A 16,208-nucleotide genomic window follows, 5' to 3' on the forward strand; every position below is an offset into this window, starting at 1 on the left:
TATGGCGAATGCTCGATGGCTAATGTAACGCTCCGCAACGTCCGCAAAACCTATTTTGGTGGCTTCGAGGCCATCAAGGGCATCGACTTCGAGGTCGGCGACGGCCAGTTCTGCGTGCTGGTCGGCCCGTCCGGCTGCGGCAAGTCCACGCTGCTGCGGATGGTCGCGGGGCTGGAGACTATCACCGGCGGCGAGATCGATATTGGCGGGCGCGTCGTCAACCAGATCGAGCCGGCCGACCGCGACATCGCGATGGTGTTCCAGAACTACGCGCTCTATCCGCACATGAGCGTCTACAACAACATGGCCTACGGCCTGCGCAACCGCGGCATGGCGGAGGGCGAGATCAAGACGCGCGTCGAGGAAGCCGCGCGCATTCTCGAGCTTGGCGCAATGCTCGAACGCAAGCCGCGGCAGTTGTCCGGCGGCCAGCGCCAGCGCGTGGCGATGGGCCGCGCCATCGTGCGGCAGCCAAAGTGTTTCTGTTCGACGAGCCGCTGTCGAACCTCGATGCCAAACTGCGCATCGCCATGCGCGTCGAAATCCGCAAATTGCAGCGCCGGCTGTCCACGACATCGATTTACGTCACCCACGACCAGCTCGAGGCGATGACGCTGGCCGACATTCTCGTGGTGATGAACGGCGGCCAGGTCGAGCAGATCGGCAATCCGCTGGAAATTTACCAGAAGCCCGCCACCACCTTCGTCGCCTCCTTCATCGGCGCTCCGCCGATGAACCTGATGCCGCTGCGCTCCGAATTGAAATCGCAACTGGCCGGCGATGCCCGCGCTGGCGAAGCCGGCATCATCGGCATCCGGCCTGAGGACTTTGTCATCTCGAACCAAACGGTGTCCGGTGGCGTGGCGCTCGGCCTCACCGTTGAAGCGATCGAGCGCGTCGGCGCCGAGACTTTCGTCTACGGGACGAGGCAGCAGGAAATGCAGGGGGTAGCCACCACCCCGGGCGAGCTGCCGCCGGGGGAAATCATCGTGCGCATTCCCGGCGCCGTCGGTCCCGCCATCGGCGAGCGAATCAGGGCGGTCGCCGCGCCCGACAAGCTGCATCTATTTACCGCCGATGGAAGGAAGCGCGTGGGCGGGTAATCCGTCATTCCGGGATGGTCCGGACGGTGGAAAACCCCACCGCCGTCGATTTACGCTGCGTTCAGAGGCGCTTGAACCCTCCCCAAATCACCCCCATATTCCCTCCTGACCGGACGGCAAGTCGGCCGGCCGGTTGAATGGGGCGCCGCAAGGGCCCCTCAAAGTCGCTTCGAGAGGACTTTGTGATGTCTCGTGTTCCTTCGTTATCAAGTCCGTTCCTGCTTGGGTTCGACGAAATTGAGCGTGCGCTCGATCGCGTCGTCAAAGGCGCCGACGGCTATCCTCCCTACAACATCGAGCGGTGTGACCGCGCCAACGGCCAACCCGAACGGTTGCGCATCACGCTGGCGGTGGCGGGTTTTACCCGTGACCAACTCGATGTGACCATTGAGGAAAACCAGCTCGTGATCCGGGGCCGCCAGCAGGACGACAAGGCCCGGCAGTACATCCATCGCGGCATCGCCGCGCGCCACTTCCAGCGCACCTTCGTGCTGGCGGAGGGGATGCACGTGCTGGGCGCGGATTTGAAAAACGGGCTGTTGTCGATCGACCTTGCCAGGCCGGAGCCTGAACGGGTCGTTAAGACAATCGCTATCAATGAACACGAATAATAGTGGAACAAGGAGCGGACTCGACCGCTTAGTCTCCAGAGGAGTCGAGACCATGAGTGACATGAGTGTGACCTTCGAACCCGAAAAAGTTTCCGTTGAGGCGCTGGCCCATCTTGGCGAAGGCCATATCGCCTACGTGAAACAAGTCCGTTCCGAGGACGTGCCGGGACTGTTTCCGCAGGCGCCGAAAATCGCGCCAGGGCTGAAACTGTTCGCGCTGCATGCCGCCGACGGCACCCCGATCATGCTGACCGACAGCCGCGAAGCGGCGATCGCCAACGCATGGAGCAACGAGCTTCAGGCCGTCAGCGTGCACTGATGCAGCACTGCTGCTGTCACTGACGCAGCACTTGCTGCTGTCACTGACGAAGCTTCGCCGGCATCGACGGATCTGATGCCGAGTGAATGCGAGAAGAGAGTTTCGGATACGCGGGCATCGCCCGCGTATCTTCGTTAATAGCAAGTTCCAATCCGCTTATATCATGATGCGATTTCGTAGAATCGCATCATGATCTCATCTCTTTGTTGAGCATGATCTTTTCGGAAAACCGCTTCGCACTTTTCCGGATCATGCTCTAGGCCGCGCGCACGGTCGACAGGAATTTCTCCACTTCGCCCTTGAGATGATTGCTCTGTCCCAGCAGCGAGCGGGCCAGACCGTGCACATGCGTCGATGCCGCGCCGGTATCGGTCGCGCCGCGGTTGACGTCGGTGATGCTGCCTGCGACCTGTGTGGCGCCCTGCGCCGCCTGCTGCACGTTGCGCGAAATCTCCTGCGTTGTTGCGCCCTGCTCTTCCACCGCTGCCGCGATTGCCTGGGAGATTTCCGCGATGCGGCCGATCGTTCCGCCGATTTCCTGGATCGCCGACACCGACTGATTGGTCGCCGATTGCATCTGGCCGATCTGCTCGCTGATTTCCTCGGTCGCTTTCGCGGTCTGCGCGGCAAGCGCTTTGACCTCGGAGGCGACGACGGCAAATCCACGTCCCGCCTCGCCGGCGCGCGCCGCTTCGATCGTGGCGTTCAGCGCCAACAGGTTGGTCTGCTCGGCGACCGCGCTGATCATCTTGACCACTTCGCCGATCCGGCTGGCGGACTGCGCGAGATCGGCAATCCGCGCGTTGGTCTGCTCGACCTGGCTGACCGCCTCGCGGGATATCTTGTGCGGATCCTGGACCTGGCGGCCGATCTCCGACACCGACGAGGCCATCTCTTCCGCGGCCGCCGCGGCGGACTGCGCGTTGGCCGAGGATTGCTCCGATGCGGAGGCAACGGTTGCCGAGAGCATCTGGGTCACTTCGGCAGTCTTGGTTAGCTGTCCAGCCGATGATTCGAGTTCGGATGAGGCGGTCGATACGGTCTGGATGATCTTTCCAATCGCGGCATCGAAGCCGTCGGCCATCTGCTGCATCGCTGCCTTGCGTTCGCCTTCGGCCTTCGACTTCAGACTTGCCTGCTCCTGTTCCATCGACTGAACGCGCAGCGCGTTGTCCTTGAACACCTGAACCGCGCGCGCCATGGCGCCGACTTCGTCGTCGCGGCTGAGGGCCGGGACCGAGACCGAGAGATCGCCGCCGGCAAGGCCCTTCATCACGTCGGGCATTTCGGCGATGGGGCGTATGACGCCGAATGCCACACCGAAAATGCCGGCGCCGATGACCAGAAACACCGCGGCCGAAACGCCCCACAGCACCCACGTGAACGTGCTCACGCGCCCTGTCGCCGCGACCTCCGTCGCCGCGTTCCGCTCGTTGGTCTGCTTGACAATGTCGTCGATGATGGCGCGGTGCGCGGTATAGCGTGCAGTGATCTCGGCATAGGATTTCGCCGCAGCCGTACCGTCGCCCTTGGCGAGCGCAGGCAACAGGCCGTTCTGGATTGCGGTCCAGAAGCGGCGCACCTCGCTGTCGGACTTCTCGACCAGCTTCGTCTTCAGCACCGGATCGAGATCGGATTTGGTCCAGAAATCGTGCCGCTCGTCATATTCCTTCTTGAGCTGCGCAATACGGTCGCGATGCGACGAAAGCTGCGCCGGCTCGTGCAGCACGAGGGTGGCCTCGAGATAGGCCTCGATGACATATTCGGGCGGCGGCAGGATGTCGGCGATAAGGTCGTTGCCGAGCTTGATCTGGTTGTAAAGCGGACCACCGACCTTGAGCTGCGACAGCCCGTAGACGCTGGTGGCAATCACGGCACCGAGGCCTAAGGCGGTAACCAATCCGAAAATCAAAATTGCGCGCGAAATCGTCAGGCGCAGCGTCATGGCAATGTTCTCCGGGCCTAGTAAAAAATCCCAGCGCCCGAAATAAGCTGCTATTTAGCTTAAAATTGCGTTTATCCTGGCGTACTACCGCCAGGAAACTGTTCCGACGCGCGGAATTACGCTGCGCTTGCCGGCGGCAGTGCCAGCACCGAATAGATCGCCTGGGCGTCGCGGGAGGCACGCAGCTTCTTGGCCACGTCTTGGTCGCGCAACAGCCGGGCGATTCGGGCCAATGCCTTCAAATGATCGGCTCCGGCGCCTTCCGGGGCCAGCAGCAGGAAGATCAGGTCGACCGGTTGGCCGTCCATCGCCTCGAAATCGATCGGGCGTTCCAGCCGGGCGAACAGCCCGAACAGCTTTTCCAGTTTCGGCAGTTTGCCATGCGGAATGGCGACGCCATAGCCCACCGCGGTGGTGCCGAGTTTCTCCCGCTGCAACAGCACCTCGAACACCGACCGTTCGTTCTGGCCGGTCAGGGCGGAAGCGCGCGCGGCCAGCTCCTGCAGCGCCTGCTTCTTGCTGATGACCTTCAAAGCGGGGAGAATCGCCTCGGGTGCGACCAGATCGGTAATCGTCATGGGGCGTTCCGAGGTGAATTAAACCGTCAGGTTGCGAGATAGGTTCGAGAACCAGGGCGTCAAGAAGATGAGACGGGAGGCGAGGTTAAGCCCGGGTCCCGATTTGCACGGCTTCTACTCCAACGCAGGCGCGGTGCCAACTCCCGAACGGCCAGTTCCTGCACGCCATGCTTAAAGAGCGGCGGACCATAGGGAGGGTCAGTGGGGGCGTCAATGCCATGGGCATGGTTCTCAGGGGGTAACCGAGGGAGGATCGATCCAGCCGACATTGCCGTCCGGCCGGCGGTAAATGATGTTCACCCTGCCGCTGGACCCGTGCTGAAACACGATGCAGGCGGCGCCCGTCAGATCGAGTTCCATGACTGCCTCGCTGACCGAAAGCCGCTTCAGCGACGTGGTCGCCTCCGCGATGATGACGGGGCTATAGGATGTGACCTCCTCCTCGCCTCCCGCCGGCGCCTCGATCACATAGCTCGGCGCATCGAGCACCGGGGCATCGATCTCGGCCAGCGCCGCGGAGGCCGCATAGGCCTTGCGGGCCGAGCGGTCCTTCAGCCGGCTCTTGTAGCGGCGCAGACGCTTCTCGATCATCAAGAGCGCCTGGTCGGCGCTGGCATAGGCATCGGGAGCATTGGAATCGGCCTCCAGCGTAATCCCGGAGTCCAGATGCAGTGCGCAATCGGTGCGGAAGCCGAAGCCGTCCTTGCTCAGCGTGATGTGGCCGGAATAATTGCCGTCGAAATACTTCCTTAACACCTCATCGGTGCGCTCGCTGACGCGCGAACGAAGCGTCTCGCCGACACTGATGCTTTTCCCGGAGATCCGAAGGGTCATTTGATGCCTCGCTTGATGCCTCGACTACTCTGGTGTTGCCGGAGCATGGCCCATTCGGAAAACCGGTGTCGCTTTCCGGGCCGCGCTCTGTCGGGGACCTGACACTATCGCGATCTGACGCGAACGCAATCAGGCCGGCGCCGTATCGCGGGACCGGTCGGAGGAAGTGGCGGGAGCGGAAAGGGCGTTACCGAGCATGCTCTGTTTGTCGCGGCGGCGCTGGACCGAGGAAGGAATGCGCATGGCTTCGCGGTACTTCGCGACCGTGCGGCGGGCAATATCAATGCCCGATTCGCGCAATCGTTCCACGATGGTATCGTCCGAGAGGATCGCATTCGGCGCTTCCGCATCGATCAATTGCTTGATGTGGTGGCGGACCGCTTCCGCCGAATGCGCCTCGCCGCCGTCGGCTGAAGCAATCGAGGCGGTAAAGAAATATTTCAGCTCAAAACTGCCGCGATTGGTCGCCATGTATTTGTTGGCGGTGACGCGCGACACCGTGGATTCATGCATCTGGATCGCGTCCGCCACCGCTTTCAAATTCAGCGGTCGCAGATGCGCGACGCCATGGGTGAAGAACCCGTCCTGCTGGCGGACGATTTCGGTGGCGACCTTCAGGATGGTGCGGGCGCGCTGATCGAGCGCGCACCAGCCAGGTCGCGTTCTGCAGGCAGTCGCTGAAATAGGATTTGTCGCCGTCCTTGCGGATCGTCTTCGACAGCTCGGTGTAATAGACCTGATTGACCAGCACGCGCGGCAAGGTGTCGCTGTTGAGTTCGACATGCCATCCGCCGTCCGGGCCGGGCCGCACATAGACGTCGGGCACCATGGTCTGCGTGCGCGCCGAGCCGAACTTGAGGCCGGGCTTCGGATCGAGACGCCGGATCTCGCCGATCATGTCGGTGATGTCTTCGTCGTCGACGCCACACAGTTTGCGCAACGACGCAACGTCGCGCCGCGCCAGCAGATCGAGATTTTCCACCAGCGCCTGCATGGCCGGGTCGTAGCGGTTGAGTTCGCGGAGCTGGATCGCGAGGCATTCGCTCAGGTTCCGCGCGCAGACGCCGGGCGGATCGAACGTCTGCAGCACCGCGAGCACGGCATCGACGTCCGCCTGCGAGGCGCCCAGGCGCTCGGCGGCCTGCCCCAGATCCGGCGGCAGATAGCCGGCATCGTCGACCAGATCGATTAGGTACTGCCCGATCATGCGCTGCGCCGGCGCGCTGAAGGCGACCGCGAGTTGTTCGGCGAGGTGGCCGGATAGCGTCACCTCGGCGGCGACGAAGGCTTCCAGATTGTATTCGTCGTCGTTGGAGGCGCCCCCGCCCCATTCGGTATAGGCGGTCGGCGCCGCGTCCTGCGCGGCGCGCGCGGCGGCTTCGGCGGGCTCTTCGGAAAAGACGTTGTCGAGCCGGGTGTCGAGCGTCTGCTCGATCTCGGTCCGGCTGCCGAGGTCGCGGTTCAGCCACTCCTCCTGACCGGGCTCGAAGGTCTCGCTCCCAGGGCCGGTGCTCATATCGGGGGCATCGCCGCCGCCATCCTCGCCATAGCTGCCGTAATCGGCGAATTCGGCGCGTTCGGGTACCGGCTCGCCTGCAACCGGCGGTTCGGGGCCGTCGCTGGCCCGATCGAGCAGCGGATTGCGTTCCAACTCCTCCTCGACGAAAGCCGAAAGGTCGAGATTCGACAGTTGCAGGAGCTTGATCGCCTGCATCAATTGCGGCGTCATCACCAGCGACTGCGACTGCCGGAACTCTAATCTCTGCGTCAGCGCCATGAGGCCAAGAACCGATCCACTAAAAGTTGGTCCGATTCTTGCTTATCTTAGTCCAACGCCCTTGTACACGCCTTGACGAATGCGAAAATTGGGCTATGGCGCGATCAGCGACCGCGGGAAGCCGAGCCGCTCCCGGGCGCGCCAGAAAATCCTGATTGAGTGCAATACCTTATGACCGAACCGTCGATATTTTGGCGGGTCGCGCGCTATAGTCGGAATTCCTCGCCAAGGTAAAGACGGCGTACATCCGGATCGTTGACGATCTCTTCCGGACTGCCCTCGGTCAGGATCTGCCCGGCATAGACGATATAGGCGCGGTCGGTGAGGCCGAGGGTCTCGCGCACATTGTGGTCGGTGATCAGGACGCCGATGCCGCGGTTGGTGAGGTGGCGGACCAGGTCCTGAATGTCGCCGACCGCGATCGGATCGATGCCGGCAAAGGGCTCGTCCAGGAGCATGTAGTTCGGACGCGTCGCCAGCGCGCGCGCAATTTCGACGCGGCGGCGCTCGCCGCCGGAGAGCGCGATCGATGGCGATTTGCGCAGGCGCGTGATGTTGAATTCGTCGAGCAGCGAATTGAGTTCGGCCTCCCGCTTCTTGCGGTTGGGCTCCACGACTTCGAGCACGGCGCGAATATTCTGTTCGACGGTGAGGCCGCGAAAGATCGAGGCTTCCTGCGGCAGATAGCCGATGCCGAGCCGCGCGCGCTGATACATCGGCAGCTTCGTCACGTCGTGGCCATCGAGTTCGATGGCGCCGCGATCCGCCTTGATCAGGCCGGTGATCATGTAGAACACGGTGGTCTTGCCGGCGCCGTTCGGGCCCAGCAGGCCGACCGCCTCGCCGCGGCGAACATAGATGCTGACGCCGCGCACCACCTGCCGCGTGCCAAAACTTTTTCCACGCTATGCACAGCGAGAAAGCCGGGCCGCTTGATCAGGCGCGGCGCTTCGCCGCCATTGGACTTGGGACGCGATGCTTGCGTGCGGGGGCGCGCTCTGTCCTGGCGCGGGGGTTCGACATGGGGCTCGGGCTGCGGCAATTCCAGCCCGGGCAGCGAAGCCGAACGCGCCATTGGCGGCGCATCGCGCACCGGGCTCGCCAGCATGTCGCCGAAGGAATCGCCGAGCGCGGTGATGTCGTCGCGCGAACGCGCAAAGCCCACAGGGCCGCGTTTCGCGGGGCGTCGACGGAACATGCCGAATAAATCCACCATCCCGCTTCGCTTAAGCCTTTCACGGTGATTCCGCGACGCGCCCGCCGGCGAATCGCTTCGCTAGCGAACCATGAATGAATGGATGTCCCTGCCCAGCGAACACCCCGCCGTGCGCCCTGCCCAGTAGATACAGGCTCGCGCTACCGGCTTCAACCGTGACCGCCCCAAATAATCTTTAAGACGCTGATCTGGCTTATTTTTTGCCGGGGATCAGCGAGGGTATCTGGACCGGAGCGGGCTTCGCCCCGCCCGATCCCGGTCCGCAATTCTCTCCCTGGATGAACATGCCCTGCACCTTGCCGCTGTCGGATTCGACGCGCGACACGCCGGTCGTCATGTCGACCTTGAGGCGGTCACCCTTGAGCACGTTCTTGCACTGGGTCAGCACGACCCCGCCCACCATGGTGATGAGGTTGGCCCGCGTGTCGAAAATCGCAGTCTCTCCGGTCACGACCTGGTCCTTCTGCGTGACCACGACCGAGCCCTTGGCTTCGAGCCGGCGGATCGACGAGCTGCCGCCAGGCCGGGGCTCGCGGACTGCATCGCCGCGGATTTCGATCCCTTGGGTGCAGCGGGCGGCGCGTCCGATGCCGGGCCGGAGTCGTAAAACACCACCAGCGACTTCGAGGTCATGGTGGTATCGCCCTGCACGACCTTCACGTTGCCGGAAAAGGTCGCCTCCTTTTTCTTGTCGCGCATCTCGAGCGACGCCGCCTCGATCTGAATCGGTTGATCGCGGTTTTGCGAGAAGCCCTGCATCGCATTCGGCACGCCCGACATGGCGCCTTGCGCGAAGGCGCCATCGGAGGCGGTCAACGCGAGCACAAGCGCTGCCGCCGCAAACCTCCGCGTGAACAACTGCATCATGGAGATCATTTCGTGTTGGCGGACTTGCCGCTAATGGACCGCGTCTTGGGCGCTGGCTGCGGCTCGGGCTCAGGCTCGGGTGCCGGAGGGCTTTCCATGACCAGATTCATCACGACATTGCCTTCGAAGCGCACGACCTCGCCGCTGTTGATAATCCTAAGCCGATCGGCGGTGAGCGTGCCGTTCAGCAATTTGACGTCGACATGCTCGTCCGAGGTCACCGTTCCCTTGTTGATATCGACATAGGCCTGCGACAGTTTCGCCTCGTAGCCGGTGGAGGATTGCAGGAAGATGTCCTTTCGCAGGTCGAGCATCTGCTGCTTGCTGTCGAAAAATCCCGTGCGGGCATCCATCGTCACCGTGCTCTTGTCCTCCATCATGACCTTGGCCCGCAGCGTCTGGAGTTCGACGTGATCGGGGTTGGCGAGATCCTGGATCGCCGCCTTGGCCCACAAATCGTATGGGCGCTGGTCGGTGGAGAAGCCGGCAAGGTGCGGCGTTTCCATGGTGATCTTGGTGCCTGACACCACGAGATTGCCCATGTCGACCGGCAGCTTCGAGAGCCCCGTGATGCGGAACGGGTTGAAAACCGAGATCGCGACGATCCCGGCCATGGCCAGCAGCACGGCTGCCGGAACCGCGACCCGCAGCGCCCGCACCATCCGGCTGTGACGGGCGGCCGCAGCGAAGCGCGCCTCCATTCCGGTGGCAAAGGCTGGGTTCTGTAACGAGTTCACCGCGGCTCCAAAGACGCCCAAGAGAGCGCCATCCTACCCGCAATCGCGGGATTATGCAGCCCGGACACTCGCGATGAGTGTGACCGAAACGGGGCGGAAGCGGGGAGCCCGGCGCTTCAAATGGTCCCGGTCACGAATGCGCGAAGATGTCCTCGGCCTCCCAGCCGCCGAGATCGAGTTTTGCCCGGGTCGGCAGGAAGTCGAAACAGGCCTGCGCCATCGCCGTGCGTCCCTCGCGCGCCAACATGGCATCGAGCCGCTCGCGAAGGCCATGCAGATGCAGCACGTCAGACGCGGCATAGGCGAGCTGCGCCTCGCTCAAACTCGCTGATCCCCAGTCGCTCGACTGCTGCTGCTTCGACAGATCGATGTTGAGTAGTTCGCGCACGAGGTCCTTCAGGCCGTGGCGGTCGGTATAGGTGCGGCTCAGCCGCGAGGCGATCTTGGTGCAATAGACCGGCTGCGGCATCACGCCGAAGGTGTTGTAGAGCACGGCGACATCGAAGCGGGCGAAGTGGAAGATCTTCGTGATGGCCGGATTGGCAAGCAGCGCCTTCAAGTTCGGCGCGTCGGTGTGGCCCTTGGGGATCTGGATGACATCAGCGCTGCCATCGCCACTCGACATCTGCACCACGCAGAGCCGGTCACGATGCGGATTGAGCCCCATGGTCTCGGTATCGATCGCCACCGAATCCTTGTAGCGGGACAGATCGGGCAGATCGCCACGATGCAGGCGAATGGTCATGAAGGAAAGCCTCGTCTTAGTCGATTCGACGGAAACACTAGCGCCCGGAGCCGCGGGTGGCGAGCGGCCGACCATGGCTTATAGAACGGGAATTAGCAGCTTCGGGCTGATTTTGTCCGCCTATCGCTTGGCCGGGGTGCCGCGCCTGCAGGCGCGCTGTCGTCATGGCCGTGGCTTCGAGGCTCAAACGGCCCAGGCCGGCCTTTACCCTCGGATTTCGGACAGACCACGAGTTCAACCATTAATGCATTGTTTTTATTGCTGTATTTAGTCATCTTGGTGCCGGAATCTCGTTAAATGGAACCGGCGCCAGGGCGGACGCGAGTAAATTACTCAATTGTCTCAGTCGGGATTATTCCGATGTCCGATCTTCGCGGTGATGATGCTGTCGCCTGAGGCGTTCGCTCTTGGGGATCTTGTCCCGTTGGGCGATGGCGCGATCATAGTCGGGCTTGAGCGCGATGGCCGCGTTGAAGCTGGCGAGGGCTTCCTCTTGTCGGTCGAGGAAGGTCAGGGCAACGCCACGATTTCGACTGACGCCCAAGGCGGAGCGGACCGCCTGGCACCAAGGCCGCAGGTGTCTCAACTCGTTGGGGCAAGGGCAATGGTGCCCAGGAAAGGACTCGAACCTTCACGGCCGTGAAGCCACTGGCACCTGAAGCCAGCGCGTCTACCAATTCCGCCACCTGGGCCCGGGCGGGTTAGTAAGGATCCGTCACGCGCTTGTCAAATCGCTTCAATGCCATCCGAAATACGCTGTACAGCGGAGCCGTGTTGGCGTATCGCGAATCCGCTAAATCCCACCGATATCTTCGAATTTGACCGGCAGGAATTGACCCCGATGGCATTGCACGCGGCAGCGAACCTGGAAACGCTCATCACGGTGTTTGGCGGATCGGGCTTTCTGGGGCGAAACGTGGTCCGGGCGTTGGCCAAGCGCGGCTATCGCATTCGGGTGGCGGTGCGGCGGCCCGAACTGGCCGGGCACCTGCAACCGCTCGGCCGCGTTGGCCAGATCCACCCCGTGCAGGCCAATCTGCGCTACCCGGCCTCGGTGGAGGCGGTGATGCGCGGTTCCGAAACCGTGGTCAACCTGGTCGGCACCCTGGCCGAGAGCGGCGCGCAGACCTTCGACGCGGTGCAGACCAAAGGCGCCGAAACCATCGCCAAGGCCGCCGCCGCCATCGGCGCGCATATGGTGCATGTATCGGCGATCGGCGCCGACGAGAATTCGCCGTCGGCCTACTTCCGCTCCAAGGCGGCTGGCGAGAAGGCCGTGCTGGCGGCAGCGCCATCGGCCACGATCCTGCGGCCGTCGCTGCTGTTCGGGCCCGAGGATCAATTCACCAACCGCTTTGCGTCGCTCGCCCGGATATCGCCGTTCCTGCCGCTGATCGGCGGCGGCGAGACGCGGGTGCAGCCGGCCTATGTCGCCAACGTCGCCGACGCGGTCGCCGACGCCGCCGAGGGCAAGACCAAGCCGGGCGCGACCTACGAGCTCGGCGGGCCTGATGTGCTGACCATGCGCGAGATCATGGAAATCATCCTCAAGATCACCGACCGCAAGCGCATGCTGGTTTCGCTGCCGTGGGGGCTGGCGAGGCTACAGTCGCACTTGCTGCAATTCGCGCCGGGTCCGTTGAAGCTGACGCCCGACCAGGTAGCGATGCTGCAAGTCGACAATGTCGTGTCGGACGAAGCGAAGGCGGCTGGTCTGACGCTGCAGGGGCTCGGCATTACGCCGGAAGCGATGGAAGCGATCGCCCCGCAATATCTCTGGCGCTTCCGCGCCGCCGGGCAGTTTCAAAGGAAGAGCGCGTAGTTGGTCTCCGTGCCCCGGACGCTGCGCAGCGCCATAAGCGCGTTTACGCGCGTCTTCGACGCGCTATGGCGGTGCGCTGCAGAGCCCGGGCCCATCTTTGTATGGAGCCAGCCGTGGGTCCCGGCTCTGCGGAGCAGCGTGAAGCCGGACGATGCTTCGCATCGGCTAGGCTGCACCGCGTCCGGGACACGAAAGACCTACTTCCCCAGCGCCAGCGCGACCAGGCCGAGCATGCCGATGACGACGCGCCACCACGCAAAGAACGTGAACCCGTGGCGGGTGACGTAGGTGAGGAACGTCTTCACCACGATCGCCGCAGTGATGAACGAGACCACGAAGCCGATCGCGACGATACCGATGTGATCGGTCGTCATCTCGGCGCGGTTCTTGTAGAAATCATAGGCGAACGCGCCGACCATGGTCGGGATCGCGAGAAAGAACGAAAACTCCGCGGCCGATCGCTTGTCACCGCCGAGCAGCATCGCCGCCACGATGCTGGCGCCGGAGCGCGAGACGCCGGGAATCATCGCCACGCATTGCGCGATGCCGATCCACAGATACATCATTAGCGGATAGCGCGTGGCGTCATGCTGCGTCGGCTTGAGATAGAGTTGATCGACCCACAACAGAATTGCGCCGCCGGCGATCAGGGTGAAGCACACCACCCACGGATTGAAGAGAAACTCCTTTATGTACTTGCCGGCAACCAGGCCGATGACCACCGCAGGCAGAAACGCCAGCAATACGCCGATCACGAAACGCCGGTCGTCCGGGTTGGTGAACATGCCGAGCGCGACGCGCGACAATTTGACGAAATAGAGCATGACGATGGCGAGGATCGCGCCGAGCTGAATCAGCACGACAAAGCTCTGCCAGAACGCGCCCTCGCCAAGCCCGAAGAATCGTTGCGCGACCAGCATATGGCCGGTCGACGAAACCGGCAGGAATTCCGTGACGCCCTCGATGATGCCGAGAACCACCGCCTTCACTACATCCGACATCATGATGGGGGTCCGTTTTGACTGGAAAAGCCGCGTCCTTCTCGCCTATTCATCCTGATGCCGCAATCGCAAAAAAACGTCAAAGACAGTTGCCTCTTGCGCCGGCTTGGCTATAGCGTTTTCGGGCGAACTGAATCCCGGTTCGCGCAAACAAAACGCGTCAAAACAATGGCTGGAGCCTATTCGGTTCTGATTTCAGGCAGAACCGAATAGGCTCTAGCGTCGCGATTTGCATGACGCGGCTTGACCGCTCAGGTTCCTTGAGCGTCGCCGCGAATTGTTCAAGGATTTCATGTACACGCTCTATCATCATCCGTTCTGTCCGCATTCGCGCTTCATTCGCCTGGTGCTGGGCGAACACGGCCTCGACCTGCGCCTGGTGGAAGAGCGAGCCTGGGAACGGCGTGAAGGGTTTCTCGCGCTCAATCCCGCGTGCACCACGCCGGTGTTGATGGCTGACGGCTTTCCGCCGATTCCCGGCGCTGGCGTCATCGCCGAATATCTCGACGAGACGCACGGCCTGGAGGCCGGCGAGCGGCGGCTGTTGCCGGCGTCGATGGCGGAACGCGTCGAGGTGCGCCGGCTGATGGCGTGGTTCAACGAAAAATTCTTCGAGGAGGCATCGAACCCGCTGGTAACCGAGCGCATCTATAAGCGTTTCATGAGCGAGGAGAATGGCGGCGGCGCGCCAGCGGCCGACGTGATCCGCGCGGCCAAGGTCAATGTGCGCTATCATCTGGCCTATATCGGCTGGCTGGCGCAGACGCGGAACTTCCTCGCCGGCGACCGGCTGAGCTACGCGGATCTCGCCGCCGCGGCGCACCTTTCGGCGATCGATTATCTGGGCGATGTGCCATGGAGCGAGGACGAAGCGGCAAAGGCATGGTACGCGCGGGTGAAATCCCGTCCGTCGTTCCGTCCGCTCTTGAGCGAGTGGCTGGCGGGCGTGCCGGCGTCACGCACCTACGTGGACCTCGACTTCTGAACAAGGCCGTCAAGCTCTCCGCCAGCGATCTAAAGTCCGCGCTCGTGCGCGAAGCCGCGACGCTCGGTTTCGATTGCATCGGCGTCACCGATCCCGGCGCGCTCGGCAATGCCGGAAAGTATTTCCGCGAGTTCCTCGATGCCGGCGCGCATGGCGACATGGACTGGCTCGCCGCTCAGCCCGAGCGGCGGATGGATCCGCGCGTGCTGTGGCCGGGCGTGCGGTCGATCATCATGCTCGGCTTCAATTACGGACCCGATGACAATCCGCTCGCGCTTCTCGAAAGGCGCACACGCGGCGCAATCTCAGCCTATGCCCAGGGCGACGACTATCACGACGTGATCAAGAAGCGCCTGAAGACGCTGGCGCGATGGCTGGTCGCGGCATCGGGCGAGGAAGTGAAAGTGTTCATCGATACCGCAGCGGTGATGGAAAAGCCGCTGGCGCAGGCGGCAGGGCTAGGCTGGCAAGGCAAGCACACCAATCTGGTCTCGCGCGAATTCGGCTCATGGCTGTTTCTCGGCGCGATCTTCACCGCCGCCGAGCTGCCGCGCGACACCGCCGACACCGACCATTGCGGAACCTGCAACGCCTGCCAGAAGATCTGCCCGACTGCTGCGTTCCCCGCACCTTACAAGCTCGATGCGCGACGCTGCATTTCCTACCTGACGATCGAGAACAAGGGCCCGATCCCGCACGAATTCCGCAAAAGCATCGGCAACCGCATCTATGGCTGCGACGATTGCCTCGCCGTGTGCCCGTGGAACAAATTCGCGCAAACAGGCCGGGAAACCAAACTCGCCGCGCGCGCGGAATTGCGCGCGCCTTCGCTGGGAGAGTTGGCGCGGCTCGACGACGCCGCATTTCGCGCTCTGTTTTCGAGATCGCCAGTCAAGCGCATCGGCCGTGACCGATTTGTCCGCAACGTGCTGATCGCGATCGGCAATGCCGGGGATGCGGCGCTGGCGATTGAAGCAGAGCGATTGCTTGACGATGCAAGCCCGCTCGTGCGTGGCGCAGCGGTCTGGGCGCTGTCGCGATTGATGGAGCGGGACAAATTCGACGCGCTGGCTGCGAGAGCTTCGAAGAGTGAGGCCGATGAAAGCGTTCGGCAGGAATGGCTGCAAGCTTCCTAACCTCCGCCACAGCGCGCGTTGTCACTCCGCCAAATGCCGCTTCATCTCCAGCCGTGCCTTCAGCGCCGCGCCCTGCTTGGCCACGATCCTGGCGATCCGCTCCGGCGCGAATTTAAGATCGACGAAGGCCGGCGCGGTATTGGCGACCTCGTGATATTCCATGATCATGCCGTCGCGCAGCCGCATGACCGCGACGCCCTCGAACATCGCCCGCGCACCCTCGGCCTCCGGCAGCGTCGAGCGATAGCTGAACGTATAGCGCGCATAGAGCGTGTGGCCGTCACTGACGGGATCATGCATGTCCCAGCGAAAATCGGTCGCTGTGCGATAGAACCAGTCGTCGATCATGTCAGCGATTTTGGCCCGGCCCTCGAACGCGCCGTAGAACACGTCGTGATAGACGCCGTCCTCGGTGAACAGTTCCGAGAACGCCCTGCCGTTGCGCTGCTCGACGGCGTCGCAGAAGGCGCGGAGCATGATGGATGTGTTCATGGCGTTGTCTCGTTGTCTCCCGGGATGTCATGCCCCGCGA

General features: G+C 62.9%; 13 protein-coding genes, 1 tRNA gene and 4 pseudogenes. 6 read left to right on the forward strand and 12 right to left on the reverse strand.

Annotation, left to right across the window (positions count from 1 at the left end; translation table 11 throughout):
- Window positions 1-15 precede the first annotated feature (15 nt).
- The 3 genes and pseudogenes from ACFXS9_RS33890 (at window position 16) to ACFXS9_RS33900 (ending at window position 2,033) form a co-directional block, all read left to right on the forward strand.
- Window positions 16-1,103 (forward strand): annotated as a pseudogene (locus ACFXS9_RS33890) (sn-glycerol-3-phosphate import ATP-binding protein UgpC).
- 185 nt (window positions 1,104-1,288) lie between these two features.
- Window positions 1,289-1,714 (forward strand): Hsp20 family protein, encoded by a 426-nt coding sequence (locus ACFXS9_RS33895; RefSeq protein ID WP_027538067.1) that lies wholly within the window; start codon window positions 1,289-1,291, stop codon window positions 1,712-1,714.
- Window positions 1,715-1,766: 52 nt separating this feature from the next.
- The gene (locus ACFXS9_RS33900) at window positions 1,767-2,033 is read left to right on the forward strand and encodes a DUF1150 domain-containing protein (RefSeq protein WP_057844784.1); all 267 of its coding nucleotides are present in this window, start codon (window positions 1,767-1,769) and stop codon (window positions 2,031-2,033) included.
- A 256-nt stretch (window positions 2,034-2,289) separates the two neighbouring features.
- Here the strand turns inward: ACFXS9_RS33900 and ACFXS9_RS33905 are convergent, their stop codons facing one another.
- The 10 genes and pseudogenes from ACFXS9_RS33905 to ACFXS9_RS33950 all read right to left on the reverse strand — a co-directional run bounded on the left by ACFXS9_RS33905 (window position 2,290) and on the right by ACFXS9_RS33950 (window position 11,424).
- A complete protein-coding gene (locus ACFXS9_RS33905) occupies window positions 2,290-3,978 on the reverse strand; it encodes a methyl-accepting chemotaxis protein (RefSeq protein WP_392696795.1) in 1,689 nt (562 codons plus the stop codon).
- 116 nt (window positions 3,979-4,094) lie between these two features.
- Window positions 4,095-4,556: a PTS IIA-like nitrogen regulatory protein PtsN gene (ptsN, locus tag ACFXS9_RS33910; protein WP_028347914.1), complete on the reverse strand. Its 462-nt coding sequence runs from the start codon at window positions 4,554-4,556 to the stop codon at window positions 4,095-4,097.
- Between the two features lie 231 nt (window positions 4,557-4,787).
- Window positions 4,788-5,390, reverse strand: a complete 603-nt coding sequence (gene hpf, locus ACFXS9_RS33915; protein ID WP_392696799.1) for a ribosome hibernation-promoting factor, HPF/YfiA family — start codon at window positions 5,388-5,390, stop codon at window positions 4,788-4,790.
- A 129-nt stretch (window positions 5,391-5,519) separates the two neighbouring features.
- Window positions 5,520-7,167: pseudogene (rpoN, locus tag ACFXS9_RS33920) on the reverse strand (RNA polymerase factor sigma-54).
- Between the two features lie 206 nt (window positions 7,168-7,373).
- Window positions 7,374-8,383 (reverse strand): annotated as a pseudogene (gene lptB / locus ACFXS9_RS33925) (LPS export ABC transporter ATP-binding protein).
- Window positions 8,384-8,576: 193 nt separating this feature from the next.
- Window positions 8,577-9,259: pseudogene (locus ACFXS9_RS33930) on the reverse strand (LptA/OstA family protein).
- Window positions 9,256-9,987, reverse strand: coding sequence for an LPS export ABC transporter periplasmic protein LptC (gene lptC / locus ACFXS9_RS33935; protein WP_392696803.1), 732 nt, complete (start codon window positions 9,985-9,987; stop codon window positions 9,256-9,258). Before lptC ends, ACFXS9_RS33930 begins: the two are co-directional and overlap by 4 nt.
- A gap of 130 nt (window positions 9,988-10,117) precedes the next feature.
- Window positions 10,118-10,732 (reverse strand): ribonuclease H-like domain-containing protein, encoded by a 615-nt coding sequence (locus ACFXS9_RS33940; RefSeq protein ID WP_392696806.1) that lies wholly within the window; start codon window positions 10,730-10,732, stop codon window positions 10,118-10,120.
- Between the two features lie 352 nt (window positions 10,733-11,084).
- Window positions 11,085-11,276: a hypothetical protein gene (locus tag ACFXS9_RS33945; RefSeq protein WP_392696809.1), complete on the reverse strand. Its 192-nt coding sequence runs from the start codon at window positions 11,274-11,276 to the stop codon at window positions 11,085-11,087.
- 61 nt (window positions 11,277-11,337) lie between these two features.
- Window positions 11,338-11,424: transfer RNA gene (locus ACFXS9_RS33950), tRNA-Leu, on the reverse strand.
- A gap of 149 nt (window positions 11,425-11,573) precedes the next feature.
- Here ACFXS9_RS33950 and ACFXS9_RS33955 point away from each other — a divergent pair.
- A complete protein-coding gene (locus tag ACFXS9_RS33955) occupies window positions 11,574-12,554 on the forward strand; it encodes a complex I NDUFA9 subunit family protein (protein WP_392696811.1) in 981 nt (326 codons plus the stop codon).
- A gap of 197 nt (window positions 12,555-12,751) precedes the next feature.
- Here ACFXS9_RS33955 and ACFXS9_RS33960 read toward each other — a convergent pair whose 3' ends face one another.
- Window positions 12,752-13,558 (reverse strand): undecaprenyl-diphosphate phosphatase, encoded by an 807-nt coding sequence (locus tag ACFXS9_RS33960; RefSeq protein WP_392696813.1) that lies wholly within the window; start codon window positions 13,556-13,558, stop codon window positions 12,752-12,754.
- A 289-nt stretch (window positions 13,559-13,847) separates the two neighbouring features.
- Here ACFXS9_RS33960 and ACFXS9_RS33965 point away from each other — a divergent pair, with 289 nt between their 5' ends.
- A complete protein-coding gene (locus ACFXS9_RS33965) occupies window positions 13,848-14,540 on the forward strand; it encodes a glutathione S-transferase family protein (RefSeq protein WP_392696816.1) in 693 nt (230 codons plus the stop codon).
- Window positions 14,489-15,676, forward strand: a complete 1,188-nt coding sequence (gene queG, locus ACFXS9_RS33970) for a tRNA epoxyqueuosine(34) reductase QueG (RefSeq protein WP_392696818.1) — start codon at window positions 14,489-14,491, stop codon at window positions 15,674-15,676. Before ACFXS9_RS33965 ends, queG begins: the two co-directional genes overlap by 52 nt.
- A gap of 21 nt (window positions 15,677-15,697) precedes the next feature.
- On the opposite strand, the gene ACFXS9_RS33975 is transcribed toward queG, so the two are convergent.
- A complete protein-coding gene (locus ACFXS9_RS33975; RefSeq protein ID WP_392696821.1) occupies window positions 15,698-16,168 on the reverse strand; it encodes a nuclear transport factor 2 family protein in 471 nt (156 codons plus the stop codon).
- Window positions 16,169-16,208: the final 40 nt, after the last annotated feature.

Source organism: Bradyrhizobium sp. RDI18 (assembly GCF_043203335.1).
Taxonomy (GTDB): Bacteria; Pseudomonadota; Alphaproteobacteria; order Rhizobiales; family Xanthobacteraceae; genus Bradyrhizobium; species Bradyrhizobium retamae.

Coding starts and splice junctions, on each gene's coding strand:
- hpf (WP_392696799.1), bottom strand. CDS start 5,390: ATGACCCTTCGGATCTCCGGGAAAAGCATCAGTGTCGGCGAGACGCTT.
- ACFXS9_RS33955 (WP_392696811.1), top strand. CDS start 11,574: ATGGCATTGCACGCGGCAGCGAACCTGGAAACGCTCATCACGGTGTTT.
- ACFXS9_RS33895 (WP_027538067.1), top strand. CDS start 1,289: ATGTCTCGTGTTCCTTCGTTATCAAGTCCGTTCCTGCTTGGGTTCGAC.
- ptsN (WP_028347914.1), bottom strand. CDS start 4,556: ATGACGATTACCGATCTGGTCGCACCCGAGGCGATTCTCCCCGCTTTG.
- ACFXS9_RS33960 (WP_392696813.1), bottom strand. CDS start 13,558: ATGATGTCGGATGTAGTGAAGGCGGTGGTTCTCGGCATCATCGAGGGC.
- ACFXS9_RS33975 (WP_392696821.1), bottom strand. CDS start 16,168: ATGAACACATCCATCATGCTCCGCGCCTTCTGCGACGCCGTCGAGCAG.
- ACFXS9_RS33905 (WP_392696795.1), bottom strand. CDS start 3,978: ATGACGCTGCGCCTGACGATTTCGCGCGCAATTTTGATTTTCGGATTG.
- ACFXS9_RS33900 (WP_057844784.1), top strand. CDS start 1,767: ATGAGTGACATGAGTGTGACCTTCGAACCCGAAAAAGTTTCCGTTGAG.
- ACFXS9_RS33940 (WP_392696806.1), bottom strand. CDS start 10,732: ATGACCATTCGCCTGCATCGTGGCGATCTGCCCGATCTGTCCCGCTAC.
- ACFXS9_RS33965 (WP_392696816.1), top strand. CDS start 13,848: ATGTACACGCTCTATCATCATCCGTTCTGTCCGCATTCGCGCTTCATT.